This is a genomic window from Paenibacillus sp. FSL H8-0537 (assembly GCF_038051995.1).
In the GTDB taxonomy this organism is placed as follows: Bacteria; Bacillota; Bacilli; order Paenibacillales; family Paenibacillaceae; genus Pristimantibacillus.
The window spans coordinates 3,315,348-3,341,054 of record NZ_CP150290.1; the positions used below are offsets into that span (position 1 = coordinate 3,315,348).

A 25,707-nucleotide genomic window follows, 5' to 3' on the forward strand; every position below is an offset into this window, starting at 1 on the left:
AGGGGCTTATAATTTAATCCTCGAATGGCAGCTTTGCTGCCAGAGGACGGCGACAGCCGTTTGCGCTTATATAAAAAGAGTTTGAATAGGACTGGGAGGCAGAAAACCGTGAGTAAACAGCAAATTGGTGTCGTTGGTCTTGCCGTTATGGGCAAAAACCTCGCTTTAAATATTGAAAGCAGAGGGTTCTCGGTTGCGCTATTCAACCGTTCCCCAGAAAAAACAAATGAGCTTCTTGAAGAAGCCAAAGGTAAAAATTTTGTAGGTGCATACAGCGTCGAAGAGTTTGTAAACTCGCTAGAAACTCCGCGCAGAATTTTAATTATGGTAAAAGCAGGCGCGCCAACAGATGATACGATTAATCAGCTTGTACCTTTTCTTGACCAAGGAGACATATTGATTGATGGCGGCAACGCTTATTTCCCTGATACGCAAAGAAGAAATGAAGAGCTTTCGGCTAAAGGCTTCCGCTTTATCGGTGCGGGTGTTTCCGGCGGCGAAGAGGGCGCGCTTAAAGGTCCAGCGATTATGCCAGGCGGTCAAAAAGACGCTTATGAGCTCGTTGAGCCAATCCTGACAGCTATTTCTGCGAAAGTGAATGGCGATGCTTGCTCCACTTATATTGGCGAAGGCGGCGCTGGACACTATGTGAAAATGGTGCACAACGGCATTGAGTATGGCGATATGCAGCTGATTGGTGAGGCGTATCATTTGCTGAAAGATGTGCTTGGTGTAAGCACAACTGAGCTGCATAACATTTTCACCGAATGGAATAATGGCGAGTTGGACAGCTATTTGATCGAAATTACAGCTGACATTTTCTCGAAAACAGACCCAGCTACAGGCAAGCCGATGGTCGATGTAATTCTCGATTCCGCAGGCCAAAAGGGAACAGGCAAATGGACGAGCCAAAGCGCTCTTGATCTCGGCGTTCCATTGTCGATCATTACCGAATCCGTATTCTCGCGCTTTATCTCTGCGATGAAAGAGGAACGCGTAGCGGCTAGCAAGAAGCTGAATGGCCCTGCGGTATCGAGCTATGACGGCGATGCACAAGAGTTTATTGAAGCGGTCCGCAAAGCGCTATTCGCCAGCAAAATCGCTTCGTACGCCCAAGGCTTTGCGCAAATGCGCGCTGCTTCTGACACGTACAACTGGAACCTGAACTATGGCAGCATCGCGATGATTTTCCGTGGCGGCTGCATTATCCGTGCAGGCTTCCTGCAAAACATTAAAGATGCCTATGACCGTGATCCGGAGCTTAAAAACTTGTTCCTCGATGATTATTTCGGCGGAATCGTAGATAACTACCAAGAAGCTTGGAGAAAAGTGATTGCGATTGCCGTAACAAGAGGGATTCCGGTTCCTGCTTTCGCATCGGCACTGGCTTACTATGATAGCTATCGTACAGAAAGACTGCCAGCTAACCTGCTGCAAGCACAGCGTGATTATTTTGGAGCGCATACGTTTGAGCGTCTGGATCAACAAGGCAGCTTCCATTTTCAATGGATGGAAAATAACGAATAGGAAATAATCAGTGGCAAATAAGTAAATATTTGGAAAATTAACAAGAAGGTTGACCTCGCATTTGTGAGGTCAGCTTTTTGTTGAATTTTGTAGGAATAACGGAGATCCGCTAATCTGGCGATGCTGAGATGCTGACGATTCAAGAATGTGGGCAGCATACATGCGATTGCAATTAAGATCGCTGTTGCGGAGACTGAGCAGCCTCCTCTTTTTTTTGCGGACAGAGATTCCGCTATTTTGGATTTTGATGCGTTTTACGAGCTATGGAATAGATTATGGACTTTTTTCGAAAGGCCAGTTGCTGAAAATGTTCAGCAACTGGTTTTTCGTGTTTGAATTGTCTAATTTTTAGGTGGTTTTATGACGCATTTTTATGGTATTATGTGGGTGGTATTTGTGGTATATTGGGAATAGTTCCGTTTTTTCCACCTAAGGGGAGATGCCCCTAGACAATTTTCTGCCCCACAAGCGCGTTTTCTTTCCTTCACGCAGCCAGGTACATCAATCCAAATACCGCCAATATCTGTTTAATATTGAGAGGGGTTTCATCATTTATACGCCCTTAATAAGTGTCTTAACAAGCAGAGTCGTCATTTCTTGGCCGATTCCAATAAAAAAATACGGTTATTCGTCAAAACCAGAAAGCGTCGACACCAGCAGCGACAAATAAAAGTTACATGATTTGTAACTTAAATATAAATTTAGACATAAAAATAAATATTGTAAAAAAACATAGAATTATGGTATAACTTTATTAACGGCGTTATTGGTTGCATCGACGGCCGCATCTTTGTTAAGCAACATTCCTCAAGAGGTATAGTCGTCTACTCCTTTAGCGACACATTCAACTATGAATGAACTTCTCTCAACCCACCCACAACTTTTGTTTTCCTTTCTGACGCACTTTCATCCAGATGAGTTTGTACAATTGAAGACTGCTGTTTTAAGCTGCACTGCCTATGTTATTTCCATTTAAGGAGTGAGTGCCGAGCGATGTCTAACACAAGACAATGAAAGCGCTCTCTAATTTAACAGCTATTTAAACTGCCTTAGGAATGACATGCAATCTTTTATCCAATAAAGGAGCTGAAACAATGGAAAACGTACAGCTATCGATCGAAAATCAAATTAAAAACATGATTGTTACTAAGTTTGGACTGGACATCTCGCCGGAGGATATCAACGATGATGATCCGCTATTTGATGTGAATGAACAGGGTGAAGGGCTCGACCTGGATTCTGTTGACGCATTGGAGCTGGCGGTTGGACTGAAGGAGCTTTTTGGCGTTAAGCCGCAAAGCAGTGATATGTCTGTTTTCAAGAGCGTTGGCTCGATTGCAAACATCATCCGCAGCACGATCGGGGATTAATCGATGAGCAGACCGCAAGCCGTAGTAACCGGAATTGGAATCATCGCGCCAGGCGGCTCAAACAGAGAAGCTTTCTTCCAGTCAATTGTGAATGGCGCCAGCGGGCTTCGGGCTCACGAAAAGCTGAAAAAGCTTGGCGTAAGCGGCGAGGTAGCTGGCAGCGTTGACAAGCTGTATCGAGATATGGAAGAGGATGAACGGGCCGTTCAAATGACTTATGCCGCACTTGATGAAGCTTTGGCCGACAGCGGACTGACGAAAGAGGATATTGGCAAGCTGGAAGCAAGAGCGGGCTTGTCCCTTTCAGAATCTGTCCCAGGCCATATTAAAACGATGAGATATATTCAAAATAATCGGGAGCAAAAGTGGAATGACCCCGATGGTCTAATCGAAATTCCATCTATGCTTTCACATATTGTTTCGTATGTAGACATAAGGGGCCAAGCCTACACAACGATGTCGGCCTGTGCCGCTGGAACTGCGGGAGCAGGAATCGCTCTAGACGCTATTCGCAACGGAATGGCTGATTTAATGGTCGTTGTTGGAGCAGAGCCCTTATCGGATAACTACATTGCCGGGTTTCACAGCCTTCAGTCCATGAGTCTTGGTGGCTGTGTGCCGTTTGATAAGGATAGGGATGGCATGTCGCTTGGCGAAGGAGCCGCCGTCTTTATCGTGGAGACGCTGAATGGAGCGAAGGCAAGAGGAGCTCACATCTACGGCGAGCTGCTGGGATACGGCTTAAGCAATGATGCCTATCATATTACAAGTCCCGATCCCGAAGGAGAAGGGGCTGTACGGACGATGCGGATGGCTTTGGAGGATGCGGGCTTGCAGCCGGGAGACATTGATTATGTCAATGCCCATGGAACGGCAACCGAGCTGAATGACTTAATGGAAATGAGAGCGCTGTCCAAGGTTTTTGGAACCGAGGAGAAGCCGTCCCAGGTTATGATTTCTTCAACGAAGGCGGTTACCGGCCACTGCTTGGGAGCTGCGGGAAGCGTGGAGCTGGCGGCAACCTTGCTTGCCATAGATCGCGGCATTGTGCCTCCAACTGCATTTCTGAAGAAGCAGCCTGAACCTTTTCAGCACCTTCAGATTGTTAAAGGGAACTATGAGGAACGGTCAATCAAATACGCGATGTCCAACTCATACGCCTTCTTCGGCCATTCTGCAAGTATAGTTGTCGGAAAGGTCTAAGCATCATACACCATATGCTGGGAGCTGTCAGGGATGGAAACCATTGATATTGCAAAAGGCCTGCCTCATCGCTACCCGTTTGTCATGGTAGACCGAATTACTGAGGCCCTTTATATGAAGCGTTCCAAAGGCTACAAAAATATAAGCTTTAATGAGCAGTGGGCAGTTGGGCATTTCCCCGATGAACCTATTTATCCAGGCGTTCTCATGATTGAGACGATGGCGCAGGTCGGCGGATTTATTTTTTACAACGAGGAGAGCCCTGCGGCCCACAAATTTTATTTAAGCGCGGTTAACCAGATCAAGTTCATGCATCCGGTTGTGCCGGGCGATACATTTGCGGTAGAAGCAGAATTAGTCGAGTCCTTCCACATCTTTCACCAGATTAAATGTACGGCTGCAGTCGGCGATAAAATGGTCGCTTCTGGACTGCTGACCTTAAGCTATTCCAATTAAATAAAAGTGGTATTTAATTCCGCAGTGCATAATTCATAAATTTGGGAGAATCCATATGCATAAAATATTTGTTACGGCTGTTGGAGCGATAAGCTGTGCAGGGTCCGGTGCAGATGAATTTTGGGAAGGCATAAACGTACAGGCGGCAGTGAGGCCGGATGAGCTTAAGCTGCCGGTGGATATTCCGCAAAATATTGAAAATCGGGTTGCCAGACGGATGGATCGCTTTTCACGGTTGACCATGAGCGCCTCGAAACAAGTGCTTGATGAAGAGCTGATCGTGCAGGAGCAATTGGATCATAACCGGATTGGCACTGTTTTTACGACAGGATATGGTCCATTGGTATCTAACCTTGCCCTCAGCAATCAAATTGTCTCAGGTGGCGTCGATATGGTAAGTCCCACCGTATTCGCAAGTACGGTATACAACTCGGGAATCGGCCACGTTTGCTTGAGTTTAAAGCTGAAGGGTGCGAGCACCATACTAACGGGAAGCAATGCGGTTGCCTATGCATCTGATCTGCTCAAAAGCGGTAAGGCAGATGCGATATTATGCGGCGGGGTAGAGGAATATTGCCAAGAGCTGCTCGAATCCTTTCAGCAGCAGGCCTACGTTACAAAGGATGAAAACGATTTGTGCAGACCTCTAGACCGTAATAGAAGTGGAACGAGAATGACCGAGGGCGCCGCTGCATTGCTGCTTGAGACAGAGAGCGTGTTAGTCTGCAGTCCGGAACGTATCGTTTGCGAGGTTGTCGGGTATGCAAGTTTAATAGGGAAAGGCTACCTGGGCAAAGACCGTGCCGATGCGGATTCAAAGCTGTTCTCTCGTGTGATGGATATGGCGCTCAAGCATGCCTCCATTTCTCCTAGCGTTATTGATGGCATTTTGATGGCTGCCGGAGGCGGACGTTATACCGACAAGGCGGAAGCCCAAGCTATTCATGAAGTTTTTGGCCAGCGTGCCGCTTCCATACCGGTTTCTTCGATTAAGGGAGCAACGGGCGAAACGCTTGGCGCTTCGTTTATGTTGAATGTCGCAGCGGGGGCCCTTGCCATTGCCAAAGGGAGCATGCCTCTAACTGCAGGCTGCACCGAGCCGGATGCCGCTTTAGAGCTGGATATCGTCCATCATGAACCGCGTTTAGGCGATTACGAATATATATTAGTGAATGGATATGATGTCAACGGATGCTTGCACAGCGTTATCCTTGGAACGGTCCGGAGGTGAACCTTTGAAATTTGCCGATAAAGTCGTCTTTATTACCGGAGGAGCAAAAGGAATCGGCTACGCCATCGTACAGGCTTTTGCTAGTGAAGGTGCTACTGTTCTCTTTACCTATAAAAGCAGTGAGGACGAAGCTGAGAAGCTGGAAGCTTCCCTGCAGGAAAATGGGGGCAAGGCGAAAGCGTTCGCGCTGGATGTATCCGATCATATGAATACGCTTGCTGTAATCGAGGAGGCTGTTCAGGAGTTTGGAAAGATTGATGTGCTGGTCAACAATGCGGGCGTAACGGAAGATGCTTTTCTGATGCTGATGGAGGAATCCTCCTGGGATAAGGTCATTAATACAAATTTGAAAGGCGCCTACAATTGCTGCAAAGCGGTGCTGCCTTCGATGATCAGCAAGAGGCACGGAGTCATCGTGAATATTTCCTCCGTTTCCGCCTTAGCTGGTGCCTCAAGTCAGACGAATTATAGTGCGTCCAAGGCTGGCCTCATTGGCTTGACTCGATCACTATCAAGAGAAGTATCTGGAAAAAACATCCGTGTGAATGCCATTGCACCAGGATATATCGTTACGGATATGCTCGGGAAAGTTCCCGATCGCGTGCGCCGTCATTTTGTTGATAAAATTGCCTGCGGCCGGTTAGGCGAGGCTGATGAAATTGCAAAGGTAGCCCTATTCCTAGCTTCTGACGATGCAAGCTACATATATGGACAGACGATTATTGTCGATGGAGGAATGATTTAAGGCAGCCTTGAAAGTGAAAATGAACGATTTTAGGGAGGTTACATGATGAGTGGGGAAGTAAAAGTAGCGGATTTTAATGCGAGGTTTAATGAAATTTTGCAAAAAAATATTGAGCTGTTGACGATTGATGAGAGTGTATTGCAATCGGATTTAGAAACGGTAGGCCTTAACTCGATTTCCTTTGTTAAATTAATCGTAGCTTTGGAAAATGAATTTGATGTCGAGTTTGAAAATGAAATTTTAATTATCGACCATTTTGCTACCTTGGGGCAGTTTAAGGAAAGCGTACAAAAGCTAGTTGAAAGGCAAGATCATTAATTTTCTCCGCTCGCGGGGCTCAGTGCGGCAATCTTACCCTATAGTGGAGGGCACTTATGCAAATAGCAAGCCGTAACTCTGCATTCTTGTCGATGCGCCGGTTGTTTGTCTTTCTTAAACCCTATCGGTTTTGGATAGCGCTCAAGCTGTTAAGCACGATCATCATAGCGGCAAATGATATTTTGCTCATCTATATTATTAACCTTTTATTTTCGTCCACCCAGACTGGCGATATGGATGGCGTGATGCAGGCTGTAAAATTAATCCTCCTTTTTATAGTGACAGGCATCATTGTGAATTTCTTCAGCGTTTATTCGTCGGGACGCTATAGCGCCTTTGTAACCCGAGATTTGAAAAATAAAGTTAGCGAGCATATTAATAAACTGCCTATTTCGTATATGGAAGCTCGCCACTCCGGCGACTTTAGCTCCAGAATGACGAACAGCATCAATCAAATTGAAGGGTTTATTTACAATGATTTTGCCGCTCTTATTTTTCATATTGTCCGGGTCGTTGCCTGTATTGCGGTTATGTTTTATATGAATTGGCAGCTTACGCTGTTTTGCTTCGGCATGCTGCTGTTTATGACCTTTTTGAGTGAAAAAATCAGCCGCCCGTTAAATCAATATGCGGCAGATGTGCAGCAAAGCATGGCTCAAATGAGCACGGTTGTTCAGGATACAATTGGCGGCATCTATATGATTAAGTCTTACAATCTGGTACAGGTTGTGTATCAAAAGTGCCAGCTGCTGCTTGACAAGCTGCTTGAACATTTTCTGAGAATCGAGAAACGCGTTGCTGCTATTGGGGCACTCAGTGTATTTGTCCGAACGGCTCCGCTGGTTGTGTTCTTTGTGTTCGGCGGATATTTGGTTAGCGAAGGACAGCTTTTAATAGGCGCTTTAATCGCGTTTGTTCAGTTCATCAATTATCTCGTGTCCGGAATGGGAGAAATTCCAAATCAGATTAGCCGATTCAAAATAACAGCTGGCGTTGTCGATCATCTTTTTGAATTGCTGGATGCTGAAACAGAACGGATGGATGGCAAGCAGCCGGAAAACCTTTCGTTGTCAGCTCCTGCACTTGAATTTAAACAGGTCACTTTTTCCTATGACAATCATTCGAAGGTGCTTGACGAGGTCAGCTTTACATTGCCGCAAGGTAAAACGGTCGCCTTGGTTGGCCCAAGCGGTTCAGGCAAATCGACCATCTTTAAACTTATAACCGGTTTTTATGATTATAAGGGTGGGCAAATCAAGCTGTATAACGAGCCGCTCACCGATTGGAAGCTGTCATCCGCAAGGGCGCTCATTTCACATGTTTCGCAGGATACATTCCTTTTTCCAGGCTCCATCGCCGAAAATATTGCGTGCACGGATGACGGCTACCGCATAGAAGACGTAGAAACCGCAGCTAAGCTTGCCAATATCCATGAATTTATTCGGGTACTTCCACAAGGGTACGATACGCTTGTCGGTGAACGGGGAGTAAAGCTGTCAGGCGGACAAAAGCAGCGGATAGCGATTGCCAGGGCCATATTAAAGGATGCCCCCATATTGCTGCTGGATGAGGCGACTTCGGCGCTTGATTCCGAATCCGAACAGCTTGTTCAACAATCCATTAACCGGATTATGCGAAACAAAACGGTTTTGGTAGTTGCACATCGCCTGTCTACGGTCATGAATGCAGACCACATTTTGGTGCTGAACGAGGGGCGTATTGAAGAAAGCGGCACACATGAAGAGCTGCTTGCCAAAAACGGCACTTATCATCGTCTTTACAGCAATCAGGCAAGCAATCGTGGAGACCAGCCGTACGGGCTTGGTCAAGAGGGGGCATAGTTGCTTGAAAAAGAGCAATAAACAACAAATTGCGAGACTTGCCCAATTGCTTGGTCGGCGCAAACTATCTTTTATTCTAAGTTTTCTGGGTTTCGGTCTCATGAGCTCAAGCGTATCGATTATTACAGCCATGCTGGTCTCTACTTTTCTCGATGCGATAACCGAGAAAAATATGGCTGCCGTTATGACGCTCAGCATCCAGTTCATGCTCATCGTCATTGCTATGTGTATACTAACGCCACTTTTCCAATATTGGTACGGTAAAACGGTCAAGACGATCATGAACAGCATGCGGCTTCGCGTTTTTCATCATATGGAGAAGCTTCCTGTTACTTATTACGAGAACAGCCATAGCGGTGACAGCCTGTCCAGAATTACAAATGATCTGCAGACGATGGAAAATGCCTTTTCTGGAGAAGCACTTACGCTTCTTTCCTTAATGGCTACCGGGACAATATCAGCCGTTATTATGTTTTATCTGGACTGGAGATTTGCCGTTGCCATGATTTTTTTAGGAATGCTGTCTACGTACGTGAACTCAAGATACGCAAAGCCGTTTAGAACGATTGGCACCGAAATTCAGGAGCAGTCCGGCGTACAGCTTGAGCGGTTAACGAATCTCGTTGCTGGCACGCAGGTGAGCAGAACGTTTCAGATGGTCGATGGGATGAACCGCAAGTACAAGGAGACGACGACTCGGCTTGCAAACTTGTTTTTACTGCGAGCGAAAAAAAGCGCCTATTTAACAAGCACCAATTATTTTCTGCTGTGGATCAATAATGGCGGTGCTTTTATTATTGGAGCCTTTATGCTGATTAACGGCCAGCTGACAATCGGCAGCTTGCTGGGGGTTATTTTACTGCTGGAGAACGTAACGAATCTCTTCCGCAATTTAGGCGTTTTCTGGGCCAACTTGCAATCCTCGCTGGCGGGAGCTGACCGGGTGTTTGATCTGCTGGATGTAGCAGAAGAACCTGAGCGATATGCAGCTGTCTCGAAGGAGGTTGCGGTCGCAAGCTCAAACGAAGATGAAATGCTCGATTTCAAAAACGTATCGTTTGCCTACCACAAAGACGAAAATGTGCTAAACCGCTTGAATCTTCAGGTGGACAAAGGACAGCATGTCGCGCTTGTAGGGCCCAGCGGGGGCGGCAAAAGCACGATAATGAAGCTGCTGCTTGGATTTTATCCATTCTCCGACGGCGATATTCGAATTGCGGGCAAAAGCTTTTCGGAATATTCACTTGAGGAGCTTAGGGATAGGATGGCTTACGTTTCTCAGGATCCCTATCTGTTTGAAGGGACGATCGAGCAAAATATTCGCTACGGAAAAATGGACGCGACGGCTGAAGAAGTTGTAGAAGCAGCGCGTGCAGCGTTTGCCCATGATTTTATTACGGAGCAGGCAGATGGCTACAATACCGCGGTTGGCGAAAGAGGCGTGAGGCTGTCCGGTGGTCAAAAGCAGCGAATAGCCATTGCCCGAGCCATATTGAAAAATGCACCTATTTTGCTGCTCGACGAGGCAACCTCAGCACTTGACAGCGATTCAGAGCTGGCGGTCCAGCAAGGAATCGAGCGGCTGATGGAAGGGAAGACGACGATTGCCATCGCCCACCGGCTGTCCACCATTGAGCAAGCGGACACAATTGTAGTCGTTGACCGCGGGAGGATTATGGAGCAGGGCAAGCATGACGAGCTTCTGGCAGCTGGTGGCGCATACAGCCGCCTCCATCATACACAGAAGAAAGCCCAAGAGTGGCTTCCACAAGCGATGCAGCAGGAAGCTTAAGTATTATAGGCTGGCGGCAACGTTGCCGCTCGCTAGATTTTAAAGAAATAAGAAAGGGTGAAATTATGAGGATACTTGGCATTAGCGGCGGAATCGATTTCCCTCATGAGGATGGATATGTAACAACGATATTGAATTCAGAGGTTCATGATGCTTCAGCTGTATTAATTGAGAATGGGCAAGTGGTGGCTGCCTATGAGGAAGAACGTCTCAATCGGATTAAGCACTCTGGAAAGCTGCCGATTTTATCGATTCGCCGTTGTCTGGAGCTGGGTGGAATACGTTTGGACGATGTGGATAAAATCGTCTTTTACTGCGAGGAAACCCAGTTTAAATATGAAACGACTACCCATCGGCATCAGTATCGGCAATTTCCGTACAGTGATCCAAAGGCGTGGGTGGTCGAACGACTAAAGCAATTTTTTGATACGGATTTTAATAAAGAGAATGTAGTGTTTGAAAATCATCACTACTGCCATGCGGCGAGCGCCTATTATATGTCCGGTTTTGATGAAGCGCTTGTCGTTACAATAGATGGTGCTTCCTTGGAAGGCAGTGCCGGAATTGTGCTTGATGCTGAAGGAACTTCGCTCAAGGCGCTCAGCCATATTTCCAACGATGACAGCTTAGGGGCCTTTTACACGCAAGTCATCGAATTTCTCGGCTATACAACTCATGATGAATATAAAGTAATGGGGCTCGCTCCATATGGAGATCCTGCTAAATTCAGAAGGCTGTTTAAGAAAGCGTTTACCTTGCTGCCAGAAGGGAAATTCCGGCTTAATAGAAGCTTCTATTATGTGCTGATGGATTCAATTCCGAACCCGCGGTTGAAAGGTGAACTGTTTACCCAGGAGCATAAGGACATCGCGGCTGCGCTTCAGGAAGCGCTCGAAAACGTTGTCATGCATATGCTCGCCCATTTTCAGCAGGCGACTGGGCGAAAAAAGCTGTGCATGGCTGGTGGCGTAGCGCACAACTGTACGCTAAACGGAAAAATTTTGTATTCCGGCTTATTCGACGAGGTGTTTGTGCAGCCTGCCGCCCATGATGCGGGCAATGCGCTTGGAGGAGCACTGCTGCAGTCCCGCAAGCTGGCTCCAAGCTTGCAGACAGAAACGCTGCGGCATCTCTACTGGGGAAGCGCTATTCAGAACAATGATCGCATTCTGGAAATTTTGAAGCAATGGGAGCGGTTCGTTACCTACCGCAAAGCAGATCATGTTGTCGAAGTTGCGGCTAAGCTAATTGCGGAGGGAGCAGTTATCGGTTGGGTGCAGGGACGCTCGGAGTTTGGCCCTCGGGCGCTAGGCAACCGGAGCATTTTGGCTGATCCGCGTCCAGTGGAAAACAAAAGCATTATTAATGCCATGGTGAAAAAACGGGAGGGCTACCGGCCGTTTGCCCCTTCCATATTGGAAGAGTATGCAGACGATTATTATGTGCTGCCGCAGACAAAAGCCCCTTACTCCTACATGAATTTCGTGCTGAAGACGAGGGAGGACAAGCAGGAGCTGCTCGGCGCGGTTACTCACGTTGACGGAACGGCGCGCATCCAAACGGTATCTCGTGAAACGAATGAGAAGTACTGGCACTTAATTGATGAATTCCGCAAGCTGACGGGTGTGCCAGTGCTGCTGAATACATCGTTTAACAACAATGCGGAGCCGATTGTAGATTCAGAAGAGGACGCCATTGTCAGCTTCCTGACCACCAATATTAACACCTTGATTATCGGAGACTACGTCATCGATAAAAAAACGGTCGGCAAGGAAGAATTTATGAAGTTTGTGCCGAAACGGCCGTTTAGCTCGGAGCTGAAGAAGTCGGTCGGCTATACAGCCGAAGGAAGCAAGAAAACGAGTTACGGAATACGCCTCCACTTTGGAGATAAATATAAGACTGCGTTATCGGAAGAGATGTACCGGCTGCTAGAGCTATCCGACGGGGATAAGACGCTGGCAGAGCTGGTTGAGCTTGCAGGCTGCGGCAATAAGACCGAAGAGGATATCGTAGATGAATTGATAGACTTATGGTCTTTGAGGCTGATTCATTTGCACCCATTTGAAACCATTGCTTTAGCTACCGTTTGAAGGATGTAGTAAAAGGCGGAGCAGGTAAATCTAGTAAAGAGAATAGATAGGAGGATGATCATGCTAGTATTAGGTCTTAATGGCGGCATAGAATTGCCGCATGAGGATTTGAAGGTGTTTGGCTACGGCGGAATTGCGCACGACTCTGCTGCTGTTCTTATTAAAGACGGGGAGGTAATTGCCGCCTCAGAGGAAGAAAGGCTGAACCGGGTGAAGCATACCGGCAAGGCTCCGCTGCAAACGATCCATTTATGCTTGAAGCGGCTCGGTATTACGTTTGCGGATATTGATAAGGTTGTTATAACGACAAGAGAGCAGGAGACCAACCTGCTTGTGCGGGATGAGTTTTTCTATCGCGACTCCTTGCATAAAAATACGAGAGAGCTGCTGGTAGATTTCTTTTACCAGATTGACGGCACGAAATACGACCCGAATAATATCGTTTTTGTCGACCACCACATTTGCCATGCAGCCAGCGCGCATTTCATGTCCGGCTTTGACCGCAGCTTGACGGTTACGATTGATGGGGAATCGCAGGAGGGGTACGCCGGCTATATTATTAGTGCCGAAGGAACGAGCTTCAAAATCCTTGACCGCATCTCCAATGAAAACAGCTTGGGCTCCTTCTATATTTCGGTTATTCGCATGCTGGGCTATCACCAGCACGATGAATACAAGGTAATGGGACTCGCGCCGTATGGCGATCCAAGCAAATTCAGACGGATGCTCAGAAAAGCATATGTCCTGCTTCCCGAAGGCAAGTTCAAAATTAATTTGGCCTGGTCAACTGCACTTTTCGATTTTATGACGCCAAGAAAGAAGGGCGGTCCGATTACTCAGGAGCATATGGATTTGGCCGCTTCCCTGCAGGAGGCGCTCGAAACGATTGTCATGCATATGCTAACGCATTATCAGCAGGCAACCGGACATACGAAGCTTGCCATGGCAGGCGGTGTAGCGCATAACTGCTCCATGAATGGAAAAGTACTTTATGCTGGGCTTTTCGATGAGGTTTTCGTACAGCCGGCTGCACATGATGCAGGCAATGCGCTGGGTGGTGCCTTGTTCGTATCCAATAAATTTGCGCCTGACAAGTCGCTGGAGAAGCTGCAGCATCTGTATTGGGGAAGCGAAATTCAAGGCAATGAGGGCTTGGAGCAAATTTTAAAACGGTGGGAACGTTTCGTCAGCTTCCGCAAGGTGGACAATATCGCCGAGGAGACAGCCAAGCGAATTGCGGATGGGGCCGTCTTTGGCTGGGTTCAGGGGCGCTCTGAATTTGGTCCGCGTGCGCTAGGCAACCGCAGCATTCTTGCTGATCCAAGGCCAGCGGAGAACAAGAGCATTATTAACGAGATGGTGAAGAAACGGGAGGGCTACCGGCCGTTCGCGCCATCGATTTTGGAAGAGCATGTGGGCGACTACTATGAGATGCCGCGTACGAAAGCGCCTTACTCGTATATGAATTTTGTACTCATGACAAAAAAGGATAAGCAGCCGCTGCTTGGAGCCGTTACACATGTGGATGGCACCGCTCGCATTCAGACGGTCTCAAAAGAAACGAATGAACGGTATTGGGAGCTAATTAATGAATTCCGGAAATTGACCGGGGTGCCGATTTTGCTGAACACGTCGTTCAACAACAATGTTGAGCCAATCGTAGATTCGGAGGAGGATGCGATCGCAAGCTTCCTGACGACGAATATCCACTACTTGGCTATCGGCGATTATATGGTAGACAAAAAGGAAGTAGACAAGGCTGATTATTTGCATATGGTGCCGACGAGGCTGGTCAATTCAGAATTGAAAAAATCGATTGGCTATTCCGCTGAGGGCACGAAACGCACACTCCATGAAGTAAGGCTTCATTTTGGAGATAAATACAAAAAAGCGATACCGGAGGAAATATTCCTCATGCTGGAGCTTTCAGACGGCCAAAAATCGCTGGACGAGCTTGCCGATGAACTCGGCGGCACTGCACTGACAAAACCGGAAATAGCAGAGCATTTTATCGAGCTTTGGTCGCTTCGGCTCGTTCATCTCAGACCATCCGAGCGCGTGGCAGCCCTATCGGCTAAGCATTAAGGAGTCGGGATGAAGAAGCTGAAGCTGCTTGCCTTTCCTTTTGCCGGTGCCTCGTCCATGTACTACTACAAGTGGAAAAAACATATGCCCGACCATATTGACTTTGTGCCTGTGAAGCTTGCAGGCAGAGGTGCCCGGCCAAGAGATCCTTTGTACAACACCTTTGATGAGGCGATTGAGGACGTGTATGAGCAAATCGACAAGATTATTGACGATGGCCCTTATGCTTTTTTTGGCCACAGCATGGGTAGTATGCTTGCTTTTGAATTGTCGCATAAGCTGAGGGAACAAAAACGTCATGACCCTACGATGATATTCGTGTCTGGCAGATGGGCTCCCCATATTACAAGACCGGATTTAGTGAATCCAAGTACGCCAGACGAGCAGCTTAAAGAGCGGCTGCTGGAGCTTGGAGGAACATCTCCGGAGCTGTTTGAAAACCCGCTGCTTGCGGATGCATTTCTTCCAATATTGCGGGCCGATTTTTATGCGATGGAATCCTATGTTTATGACGGCAGCAGAGAGCCATTGTCAACAGCCATTAATGCGATGACAGGCGTGAAAGACTGGGATGTCAATAAGCGGGATTTTGCCGAATGGGGCAAACACACGACTGGCGAATTTTCAGTCCATAAATTTATGGGCGGACATTTTTATATTAACGACAGCTTTGACACGGTCATTCAGCATATCAATCGCACCTTGCTTAGCAGCGTACGCTAAGCGAGCGAATTGACCTTTGCGCTGAACCTATAAAACGAATGGGGGTGAGCCAGCGGTTATGGACAAGCAGCAGCTCATGCATCATATTTTCGCAGCAAACCGTGAAATAGTTGATCGGGGAATCACATTTATCAACGAGGCAGACGAGGAAGAGTTTGTCTCCTACCGCCAGCTTTACGAGCGTTCGCTATGTCTGCTCCAGGATTTGCGTCATCACGGGGTGCAAGCGGGCCACGAGCTGTTGTTGCAAATACAGGATAACCGGTTGTTTCTTGAGGTTTTCTGGGCTTGCATACTGGGGCGGATCATCGCCGTCCCGGTAACCGTGGCAACCAATGATGAAACGAAGCTGAAGGTGAATAAGGTGTGGGGCAAACTAAGCACCCCGCATATTATTGGCAGCGAAGCAACGATGAACGGTTTGGCTTCATTTGCAGAGGAGTACGCGGAATGTGGTCCAAGTGTGGACGTCATGAAAGCCCGATTTATAAACACGGCGTCCTTAAAAGGGGAAAGCATTGCGGATCTTATGGAGGCTGAACCGGAAGATATTGCATTTATTCAGTTCTCTTCTGGATCGACGGGCGACCCGAAAGGTGTGGTGCTAACCCATAGCAACGTTATGGCGAACGTCGCAGCCATGCAGAAAGTATGGAATTTAGATGCAGGGGGGCGGGTATTAAGCTGGATGCCTCTCACGCATGACATGGGTTTAATTGCGATGCATCTACTGCATGCCTATACACAATCCTCGCAGTTTATTATGCGGACGAAGCTGTTTATTCTTAACCCGCTTCTGTGGATAGAGAAGGCCAATAGGCACCGCATTAATATGCTGTACAGTCCCAATTTCGGCTATAAATATTTTTTGGCCTTTTACGATCAAGAGCATGACTACGGCTGGGATTTATCCGGCCTTTCCTGCCTTTGCAACGGGGCCGAGCCCATATCAACGGAAATTAGCGAGCGTTTTATGGAGCAGCTAGCAAAGTATAATCTCCCGCAGACAGCCATGAGACCAGCATACGGGCTTGCAGAGGGAACGGTTGGCGTTTGCTTCACCCCTCAACATGAGCCGTTCAAGGCAGTGGCTGTGGACCGAAGATTTCTCCAAGTAGGAGAGACCGTGCGTTTGCTTGAGCGAGGGGAGCCAAACAGTCTGCTTTATGTAGATGTAGGTGGTTCTATTGAAAGCTGCGAAGTAATGATTGGGGATGAACAGGGCAGGCCGCTTCCTATGTCTACGGTCGGTTACATTTTAATTAAAGGGCCGAGTGTCACCCGAGGGTACTATAACGAACCGGAAGCAGCTGAAAGGCTGGCAGATGACTGGCTGAATACAGCAGATATTGGATTTATGCTTCATGGGCGGCTAGTCCTTGTTGGAAGGGCAAAGGACATATTGTTCGTCAACGGGCAAAATGTTTTCTCCCATGACATTGAAAGAGTGGCGGAGGAAGTAGACGGGGTCGAGCTATGGAATGTCGCAGCCTGCGGAACGAAAGGGAAGCTCGCGGATACGGAGGAAGCATGCCTGTTCCTGTTGTACAGGGGTAAAAATCTGGAGGCGTTCTGCGAGCTTGCCAGCCGGGTCAAGCGGCATATTCACCGGAAGATGGGCATCTTTGTCGACCATGTTATCCCTGTCAAATCCATACCCAAAACAACGAGCGGAAAAATACAGCGCTATAAGCTGGGTGAGCAATACACGAGCGGGCAGTTTGACTCGCTCATTCGTGACATGGAGAGCATCAAAAGCAAGCAGGCTGCCTCCGAAAATACAGAGCAGCTGCTGCTGAGGCTCTGCCAAGACTTGCTGGGGCGGGAGCTTGGTATCCACGACCATTTTAATGAAAGCGGAGGCAACTCGCTGATTCTCACCCAGCTCTCCGATGAACTGGAAAAATGGCATGGCTGCAGCGTATCCGTGCCTGATCTGTACAAATATCCGACGATTGCTAAACTGACTGCGTTTATCGACCGCGGCGGGAGTCTAAGCCTACCATCCGTCAGCATGGATGAAGCCTACTTTAACAAGGAGGGCAGTCAGGGCGTTTCAGCCTTTGAGGCTGAGCTGGATTCCGAAACATGCAGCGTGCTTCAAGCTATGGCTGATGAGGCGAAGACGGACCTCAAGCATGTCCTGTTGTCCGGTTTTCTTTATTTGCTGAAGCTGGCATCCGGTGAGGACACGATTCATGTTCAAGTGGCGGCTGATGAAAATCAGTTCCGCTCGCTGACCATCGATTTTGCAGAGGTAGATTCCTTGGAGACGCTGATTGAGCTTGCTGTAACGAAGCTGGAAGCCCCTAGCGGCAATGAGGATGGAGATGAATCCGTCTACACGGCCAAGGATCTGGATCGCATCCAGCAAAGTGAAGAGCTTCGGATTTTGCCGCTCTTCGTTATTCAGGCAGATGCCGCATCCACGCAAGGTCAATGGCTTGAAGTGTTTGATCTTGTGGTCGAGCTCGCAGAATACGATGAGCAAGTCGAGGTGCTGTGCGGCTTTAACTCCCGAAAACTGAAGGAGCACAAAATAAAGGAGCTTTTTACCCAATACATGCTGTTGCTCGCTGATATCGTGGAGAATAGCGATAAGGTTTCGGTCTAGCGAACCGCTGAAGAACAGGGGGATGAAGTTGAAGACGAAATCGCCGGATTTGACGCAATTGCGTCTAAGAAGCCAGGACGAGCTGCCAACGGCAGCCATAAAGGAAGCCAATCACCACGATATTGCCATCATCGGTATTTATACGCGTTTTCCAAATGCCCGCAACACAGAGGCGTTCTGGCAAAATATTAAAAATGGGGTAAGCTGCGTCACGAAATTTCCGGAAAAGCGTCGGGAGGATGCTGATCGGTATGTCAGATATTCGGGACAAGCGGAACTTCCCTACTCCAACGGCGCTTATCTAGAGGATATTGACGCATTTGACTATTCTTTCTTCAACATTCCGCCGAAGGAAGCGCTGCTGATGAATCCTCGTCAGCGTGTATTTCTAGAGGCAGCATGGAATGCGTTTGAAGATGCAGGTTATGGGCCGCAGCAGCTTTCTGGCAGCAACATCGGGGTTTATGCCGGCCATATCGGAGACGTTGAAAGCTATGTATACCGGGAGATGATTGAAGCCGTTGATCCCACCTTGGTATCGGCAGCGATGCCGGGAAATTTATCTTCTATTATTCCAAGCCGGATTTCCTATTTGCTTAACTTTAAGGGGCCAAGCATGACCGTGGACACCGCATGCTCTTCCTCGCTGATAGCTGTCGATCTGGCCTGCCAGGCGCTTCGCCGGGGAGACTGTGAAATGGCGCTGGCTGGCGCTGTCCGCATTAACCTGCTTCCGCAAAACAAAAATCACGCGAAGCTGGGCATCGAGTCTACGGATGATGAGACCCGCGCCTTTGACGATGAAGCCGACGGATCGGGAATGGGGGAAGGCGCAGCGATTGTTCTGCTCAAGCCCCTCAGCAAAGCTAAGCGGGATGGCGATTCGATCTATTGCGTCATCAAGGGCAGCGCGGTGAATCAGGATGGCGCTTCCATGGGGATTACGGCTCCGAATCCTTCCGCCCAAACGGCCGTTCTAAGTAAGGCTTGGAAGGAGGCGGGCATTGACCCAGCAACGCTTGCCTATATCGAAACACATGGCACGGGGACAAAGCTGGGCGACCCGATTGAAATTGAAGGAATCAGCAAGGCGTTCGAAAAATATACGGACAAGAAGCAGTTTTGTGCCATCGGATCAGTGAAGACGAATATTGGACATCTCTATGATTGTGCAGGAATAGCCGGGCTAATTAAAGCGGCACTGGCGCTCAAGCATCAGCTGCTTCCGCCAAGCATTCACTTTAAGACGCCGAATAAACAAATTCCGTTCATCGATTCGCCGGTATACATAAACACGTCCCAGAAGCCATGGGCGCAGGGAGAGGCTCCAAGGCGCTGCGGTGTCAGCTCATTCGGCTTGTCGGGTACCAACTGTCATATGGTGCTGGAGGAATATACCGCTCAGGCCGCGACCACTGAACTGGCGGCAGCCGCCCCGGAGCAATCGTATATGATTCCGCTATCGGCGAAAAGCGAGGAAGCGCTGCATACGCTGCTTCTCCATATGGGCGAATATTTTGAAGGGGAACAACGGGCCAGCCTTAAGGATATTAGCTATACGCTGGCGGCAGGGCGCGATCATCATCCGCTTCGTCTCGCTTTTATTGCCACAGATATCGCCGATCTTAAGCAGAAGCTGCATCAGCTAATCGCATGTCGGCAGCATCTAACGAGCTTGGATGTTCCCTGGCTTTCTTATGGTACATCGAAGCTGGCAGGCGATCATGCTCATTTCGCACAGCTGGCCGAGCAGCTTGTCAAACAGTTGAAAACCGCTGCCGTGCTTGAGCGCCCAGAACTGCTCCAGCAAATCGCAGAGCTGTATACAGCTGGAGCGGCTATTGGATGGTCCGCTATGTACAGAGGAAGCAGAGCCAAAAGGGCGCATATCCCCGTTTATCCGTTTGAGCGGAAGCGCAGCTGGCTGCAAATCCCAGAGTCTGCACCTGCTGAGCGTGCAAACGCACTCTTTTACACGATGAAGTGGATGGAGGAGGCGGCAGATCATCGCACCCGCACCATGCGGGGGGAAACGGTCCTTATTATGGGCGAATGGCATCAGCTCTCGCAGCAGCTAGAGGAGGAAGGCGTTCATTGCATACATGTTAAGCGGGGCTCGCACTACCAGGTGCTTAGCCCGGAGTCCTACATCATCAGCGAGAAAGAGGAAGATTACGACAAACTGACGGAAGCCATTAAACATGTGAATTTCACAAAAATACTGCATTTGCTTTGCTACAACGGACCGAATGAGATGATGTCGGTGGAGCAGCTAAGTGAAAGACAAAGCTTAGGCGTATACAGCTTGTTCCATTTGACTAAAGCGCTCCTGAGAGCAGGCGTTGGGCATAAGCATGAAATCATTATCGCAGCCGACTATGTGAACCGGATTACTGGAGAGGAAGCGTGCCTGAAGCCAGAAAACTCGCCATTGTTCGGCTTAGGTAAAGTCATTGGCATTGAATACCCGCATATTACTTGCAGAGCGATAGATGTAGATGCTTCGACTGCTGCACGCGATGTCATTTCGGAGATGGGTCTTAACAAAACGACCTATCAGATCGCCTATCGGAACGGCAAGCGTTTTGCAGAAATAATGGAAGAGACGGATGTTGAGCAAATGCAAGGCAAGCCCGTTTCTATGAAAGAGGAAGGCGTGTATGTCATCACAGGCGGCGCTGGAAACCTCGGGCTGCTTACGGCGAAACATTTGGCGTCAAAAGGGAAAATAAATCTGGCGCTGTTAAACCGTACCCCGCTGCCGAAGCAGGAGGACTGGCCCTCGTATTTGGAGCAGGATGGCGGATCACGGCTGCATGACACCATCAAGAAGCTGCAAGAAATTGCTGCTACTGGAGCACAGGTAGAGTGCATCCCGCTTAACGTCACCTCCTTGGATGAAATGAGCGCCACAATGGAGAGGCTGCGGCAAAAATATGGAAAAATAAATGGCGTCATCCATGCGGCTGGCGTAGCGGGCAGAGGCTTTCTCATTCGCAAGGACACTGCCGTATTCGAAGAGGTGCTAAATCCGAAGGTTACGGGTACCTGGATTTTAGATAAAGTTACCGAGCAGGATGAGCTCGACTTCTTCGTTTTATTTTCGTCAGGCGTTGCCCTTGTTGGAGAGATGGGGCAAGGCGATTATACAGCTGCCAACTGCTATCTGGATGCTTTTGCTGATTATCGGAGGAAGCTCGGCAAGCCGGCCCTTTCCATCAACTGGGTCGTATGGGATGGGGCGCGAATGGGAGAAGGAACGAGCGAAACGATCGACAGCATTTTCAAAACGCTGCCCCGAGCATTAGCGCTCCATGGATTCGATCAAGCCGTCAGCAAAGATCTGGCCCGTGTATTAATCGGTGAAGTGAATACGTCTAATCCGAGCGGTTTGGAGCTGTTCAGCAAAGATGTATTCCACTTGCCGGAAAAGCTGCGAGCTATCATGTTTAGTGACAGCAGCAGGGAGCAGGCAGTTCTAGGCAAGGCGCTGCCTATGCAGGAAGCGAAGGTGAAGCTTCTAGGCAGCAAGAACGGCTCTTACTCCGAAGTGGAGCAGACGCTTGCGGGTCTGTACCGCGAGGTGCTCGGTTACGAGGAGCTGAGCATCCACGATACGTTCTTCGAGCTAGGCGGAGATTCGGTGCAGCTGCATCGCCTGCATAAGCTGGTAGATCAGCGGTACACGGGACAAACCTCAATAGCCGATTTATTCGCTTACGCTTCAATAGCCAAGCTGGCGTCATTTTTGACTAAGGAAGACGGCAAAGCGGTCAAGCAAAATACCGCTGCTAGGCATGTCCCTGCCTCGCATGATGATGACATAGCTATTATCGGAATGTCTGCGCTGTTTCCAGGAGCAGATTCCGTTGACCAATACTGGACTAACATCAGCAATGCCGTAGATTGCACGGGACCTATCCCGCAAGAGCGGCGCATTTACGCAGAGGACTATCTGGCAGCTACAGGACAGTCTCCTGACGAACATCCCGGCTATATGGACTGCGCTTTTGTAGAAGGTATTGATGAGTTTGATTACCGGTTTTTCCGAATATCGCCGAAGGAAGCTAATTTGACCGACCCTTGCCAGAGGGTGTTTATGCAGAAGGCGTGGCATGCTATTGAGGATGCGGGGTATGGCGGTGATAAGCTGCGCGGCAGCCGAACAGGCATTTATGTCGGGTTTGCCAACATTATTCGCGATTCGTATCAGAAGATGCTGACCGATGTTGATCCTGTCATGATGTCGGAAGCGATTGTCGGCAACGTATCAGCGATGCTTCCAAGCCGCATTTCCCATTTGCTCGATTTGAAGGGGCCGACTATGGTCGTGGATACTGCCTGCTCCTCCTCATTAGTTGCTGTGCATTTGGCGAGCAATGCGATCCGGGGCGGTGATTGCGACATGGCGATTGTCGGCGGTGTAAAGCTGTTTCTCATTCCGCTTGACCATGAGCATAACAAAATCGGCATTGAATCTACGGATGGGAAAACGCGCACATTCGACGCCTATGCGGATGGTTCAGGCAGCGGCGAAGGAACAGCGGCCATCATACTCAAGCCGCTTAGCAAAGCCAAGGCAGATGGCGATCATATCCATGCCGTTATTAAAGGGAGCGCCATCAATCAGGATGGCGCATCAATGGGCATTACCGCGCCAAATCCGGCCGCACAGACTGACGTTATAACGCGGGCGTGGGAGAAGGCGGGCATTCATCCGGAGTCGATCGCCTTTTTTGAAGCACATGGCACAGGTACTGCTCTTGGCGATCCGATTGAAATCAGCGGCTTGAAGCAGGCAATCGAGTCTTATACGGACAAGAAGCAGTTTTGTGCAATCGGTTCTGTAAAGTCGAACATCGGCCATCTAAACGAAGGGGCCGGAATGGCCTCCATTATTAAATCGGTCATGGCGCTCAAGCATCGGGTAATACCGCCGACGCTCTACTTCCAAACGCCAAATCCAAAAATCGACCTGCATGATTCTCCGCTGTTCATCAACGCCCAATCAAGAAAATGGGAAAATGAAGAGCAGCCCATGAGATGCGCGGTCAGCTCTTTTGGCCTAAGCGGCACGAACTGTCACATGATTATTGAGGAGTACACACCGGAGGTTGCTGAATCTGAAGAGGAAGAGAAGCGGCAATCACCGCCTCAAATATTGACTTTATCAGCGGCCAGCAGAGAATCGCTTAGAAGGTTGACCCGACATTATGCCGACCGCTTTATGAATGGCGCTGCCGGGACACTTGCTGACATATGTTATACGGCGAATACAGGGAGAGGACATTACTCTCACCGCCTTGCCCTTATTGTCTCTGATGGGGCTGACCTGACCGGCAAGCTGAAGCATTTGGCCGAGCAGGAGACATTCAGCTCGCTTTCAGCGGAAGGTGTTTATTACGGCGAATACCGGGCGGTAAGCGACGAGCGCAGTATTCGCAGCCCAGGCGACATTACAGAGGCGAGAAAAAGCGAGCTCGGACGAGAAGGCGAGCAAGCCGTCTTGGCGTTGGAAAATGCACCGGTGGCATCTCGTACCGAAGCACTGGAGCAGCTTTGCCAGCTTTATGTGCAGGGTGCAGATATCCCGTGGGAGCAGCTCTATGCTGAACAGCCGCACGCCAAAGTTCAACTGCCGGTTTATCCGTTCGAGCGGACGAAATGCTGGGCGGACTTCCCTAAATATGCGAAGCAAGCCTTGCTCCATGCTGCTTCTGCTGACACTGCTGTCGTAACGGATAAGCTGCCATCTGCCTTTACGATGAGCTGGAAACAGCAGGAACGATTAGTGGTTTCAGCGGCCAAGCCCGCTGGTGGTATCACAGTCATCGTCAAGGACAGCGAAGGCTTTGCTGACCGTTTGGCCAGCGCATTAAGAAATCAGGGCAGGCAGGTGCTCATAGCGCAGACCCCTGATTGGTCCATTACCGAGGAGATGACTGCGGTAGAAGGGAGAATGCTAGATTGCTATAGCCAGCTTTTGCAGGAGGCAGCGGAGCAAGGAATTGCTCAAATCATCCATTGCGGCAGCCTGACGAGAAGCAGTATATCCAGCATAGAAGAGCTGAAAGTAAGCCAGCATAGAGGCGCAATGAGCTTGTTCCTGATTATGAAGGCGTGGGCAGCATGCGGTTTTGAGCAAGCTGCGGAAATGATCGTGCTGACTGAAAATGCCTGCCGCATTACAGGGGCAGAACAGCAGCTTCGGCCCGAAAATGCTCCACTGCTTGGGCTAGCCAAAGCACTCTCCAAAGAGCATTCGAATATAAGCTGCCGCAGCATCGACATGGACGAAGAGCTGAAGCTGGAGGATGTTTTATCTGAATTATCGATAAATTCAGACGCCAGACTCGTTGCTTTTCGAAACGGTACTCGTTATGTCGAGATATTTGAGCCATGCAGCAGTCTAAATACGCCTAGCGGCGAGGAACTGACTGTTCAAGCAGGAGGCGTCTATCTCATAACGGGCGGCACAGGCGGAATAGGACTTGAGACGGCAAAATGGCTAAGCACCAAAGGCCGCATAAAGCTGGTCCTAGTCAATCGTTCCGAACTGCCTGATCGGCGGACGTGGGATGGCATTTTGCTGCAAAACGAGGATCACAAGCTGTGCGAGAAAATAGCAGGCATTCGAGAGATCGAAGCTAGTGGCTCAGAAGTGATTGTATATCGCTCTGATGTATCCCATTACGATGAAACCGCAGCGATGCTGGAAGATATCCGGCTAACGCACGGGGAAATCAAAGGAATCGTACATGGCGCAGGTATAGCACGTACCGAGTCCATAATGGATAAGAGCTTGGATACGTTTGAGCAAGTCATCAGTGCCAAAATCTACGGCACATGGCTGCTGGATCAGCTGACTCAGCAGGATCGTCTCGATTTCTTCATTATGTATTCCTCTATTGCGACGATGTTCGAGACGGGCTATCAAAGCGACTATCTGGCGGCAAACGCCTATCTTGATGCCTATAGTACAGCGCCATCAAGCGATGGAAGACGAAGGTTGACGATTAATTGGACGACATGGCAAGGCAAGGGCATGGCTTCTGATCAAAATTTTCAGGCGGATACGATTTTTAAAACGATACAGGCTGCCCGTGCGATGGAGCTGCTGGACCTTGTTTGGTGCACGCCGCAAAGCAGAGTGCTGATCGGGGAACTGCATTTGGAGAGCAGAATGGCGTTGTGGCTGCATAACTATGCGGTTCAATTGTCAGATGACATTATGACAAGCCTTGAGGCGTTGAACGAACGTCTGGCGCAAGCGCCGGATAGATCATCTAAGTCTGCCGGATATGCAGCTGTTACGCTGATCGGAAGCGAGCATGATGCGTTCAGCGATACCGAGCGGCAGGTTGCCGAGGCTTGCAAAGGCGTGCTCGGATTTACCGAAATCGACATCCATGAAAGCTTTTTCGAAATGGGTGCTGACTCGCTAATGATTCGGCAGATTTATCAGAAGCTTTCGCAGCTGTACACCGAAGAAGTTGTCATTACCGATATGTTCGAGTACCCGACGGTTCATAAGCTGGCTAAGCATATCGAACGGCGGCAAGCAGGGATGGACACGGCAGCTGCCCCGATAAACAATCGGACGGTACTGCAGGATGACGAATTAAACCGGATGTTTGACGAGCTTGATAATGGGGCGCTCGATCTTGAACAGGTGCTCTCCAAGCTTGGCTCCAAAGAGAGGTGAGAAT

At 49.0% G+C, this 25,707-nt stretch carries 14 protein-coding genes; all 14 read left to right on the forward strand.

The window, feature by feature from the left end; all coding sequences use genetic code 11:
• Window positions 1-108: 108 nt before the first annotated feature.
• Complete coding sequence (gene gndA, locus MHB80_RS13975) at window positions 109-1,527, forward strand: NADP-dependent phosphogluconate dehydrogenase (RefSeq protein ID WP_341282686.1); 1,419 nt, start codon at window positions 109-111, stop codon at window positions 1,525-1,527.
• Window positions 1,528-2,621: 1,094 nt separating this feature from the next.
• The gene (locus MHB80_RS13980; protein WP_341282687.1) at window positions 2,622-2,897 is read left to right on the forward strand and encodes a phosphopantetheine-binding protein; all 276 of its coding nucleotides are present in this window, start codon (window positions 2,622-2,624) and stop codon (window positions 2,895-2,897) included.
• 3 nt (window positions 2,898-2,900) lie between these two features.
• Window positions 2,901-4,100: a beta-ketoacyl-[acyl-carrier-protein] synthase family protein gene (locus tag MHB80_RS13985; RefSeq protein WP_341282688.1), complete on the forward strand. Its 1,200-nt coding sequence runs from the start codon at window positions 2,901-2,903 to the stop codon at window positions 4,098-4,100.
• Window positions 4,101-4,133: 33 nt separating this feature from the next.
• Window positions 4,134-4,556 (forward strand): 3-hydroxyacyl-ACP dehydratase FabZ, encoded by a 423-nt coding sequence (gene fabZ / locus MHB80_RS13990; protein ID WP_341282689.1) that lies wholly within the window; start codon window positions 4,134-4,136, stop codon window positions 4,554-4,556.
• A 55-nt stretch (window positions 4,557-4,611) separates the two neighbouring features.
• Window positions 4,612-5,787, forward strand: a complete 1,176-nt coding sequence (locus tag MHB80_RS13995; RefSeq protein ID WP_341282690.1) for a beta-ketoacyl synthase N-terminal-like domain-containing protein — start codon at window positions 4,612-4,614, stop codon at window positions 5,785-5,787.
• Between the two features lie 4 nt (window positions 5,788-5,791).
• Window positions 5,792-6,532, forward strand: coding sequence for a 3-oxoacyl-[acyl-carrier-protein] reductase (gene fabG, locus MHB80_RS14000; protein ID WP_341282691.1), 741 nt, complete (start codon window positions 5,792-5,794; stop codon window positions 6,530-6,532).
• 42 nt (window positions 6,533-6,574) lie between these two features.
• Window positions 6,575-6,850, forward strand: a complete 276-nt coding sequence (locus MHB80_RS14005; RefSeq protein ID WP_341282692.1) for a phosphopantetheine-binding protein — start codon at window positions 6,575-6,577, stop codon at window positions 6,848-6,850.
• A 56-nt stretch (window positions 6,851-6,906) separates the two neighbouring features.
• A complete protein-coding gene (locus tag MHB80_RS14010) occupies window positions 6,907-8,691 on the forward strand; it encodes an ABC transporter ATP-binding protein (protein WP_341282693.1) in 1,785 nt (594 codons plus the stop codon).
• A 4-nt stretch (window positions 8,692-8,695) separates the two neighbouring features.
• The gene (locus MHB80_RS14015) at window positions 8,696-10,483 is read left to right on the forward strand and encodes an ABC transporter ATP-binding protein (protein WP_341282694.1); all 1,788 of its coding nucleotides are present in this window, start codon (window positions 8,696-8,698) and stop codon (window positions 10,481-10,483) included.
• Window positions 10,484-10,548: 65 nt separating this feature from the next.
• Window positions 10,549-12,576, forward strand: a complete 2,028-nt coding sequence (locus MHB80_RS14020) for a carbamoyltransferase C-terminal domain-containing protein (RefSeq protein WP_341282695.1) — start codon at window positions 10,549-10,551, stop codon at window positions 12,574-12,576.
• A 60-nt stretch (window positions 12,577-12,636) separates the two neighbouring features.
• The gene (locus MHB80_RS14025) at window positions 12,637-14,661 is read left to right on the forward strand and encodes a carbamoyltransferase C-terminal domain-containing protein (RefSeq protein WP_341282696.1); all 2,025 of its coding nucleotides are present in this window, start codon (window positions 12,637-12,639) and stop codon (window positions 14,659-14,661) included.
• Window positions 14,662-14,670: 9 nt separating this feature from the next.
• Entirely contained in the window at window positions 14,671-15,384 is a 714-nt protein-coding gene (locus MHB80_RS14030) for a thioesterase domain-containing protein (protein WP_341282697.1), read from the forward strand.
• Between the two features lie 58 nt (window positions 15,385-15,442).
• On the forward strand, window positions 15,443-17,998 hold the full coding sequence (locus MHB80_RS14035; RefSeq protein ID WP_341282698.1) for a non-ribosomal peptide synthetase: 2,556 nt from the start codon (window positions 15,443-15,445) through the stop codon (window positions 17,996-17,998).
• 28 nt (window positions 17,999-18,026) lie between these two features.
• Window positions 18,027-25,703, forward strand: a complete 7,677-nt coding sequence (locus MHB80_RS14040; protein WP_341282699.1) for an SDR family NAD(P)-dependent oxidoreductase — start codon at window positions 18,027-18,029, stop codon at window positions 25,701-25,703.
• The last annotated feature ends 4 nt before the right edge of the window (window positions 25,704-25,707 follow it).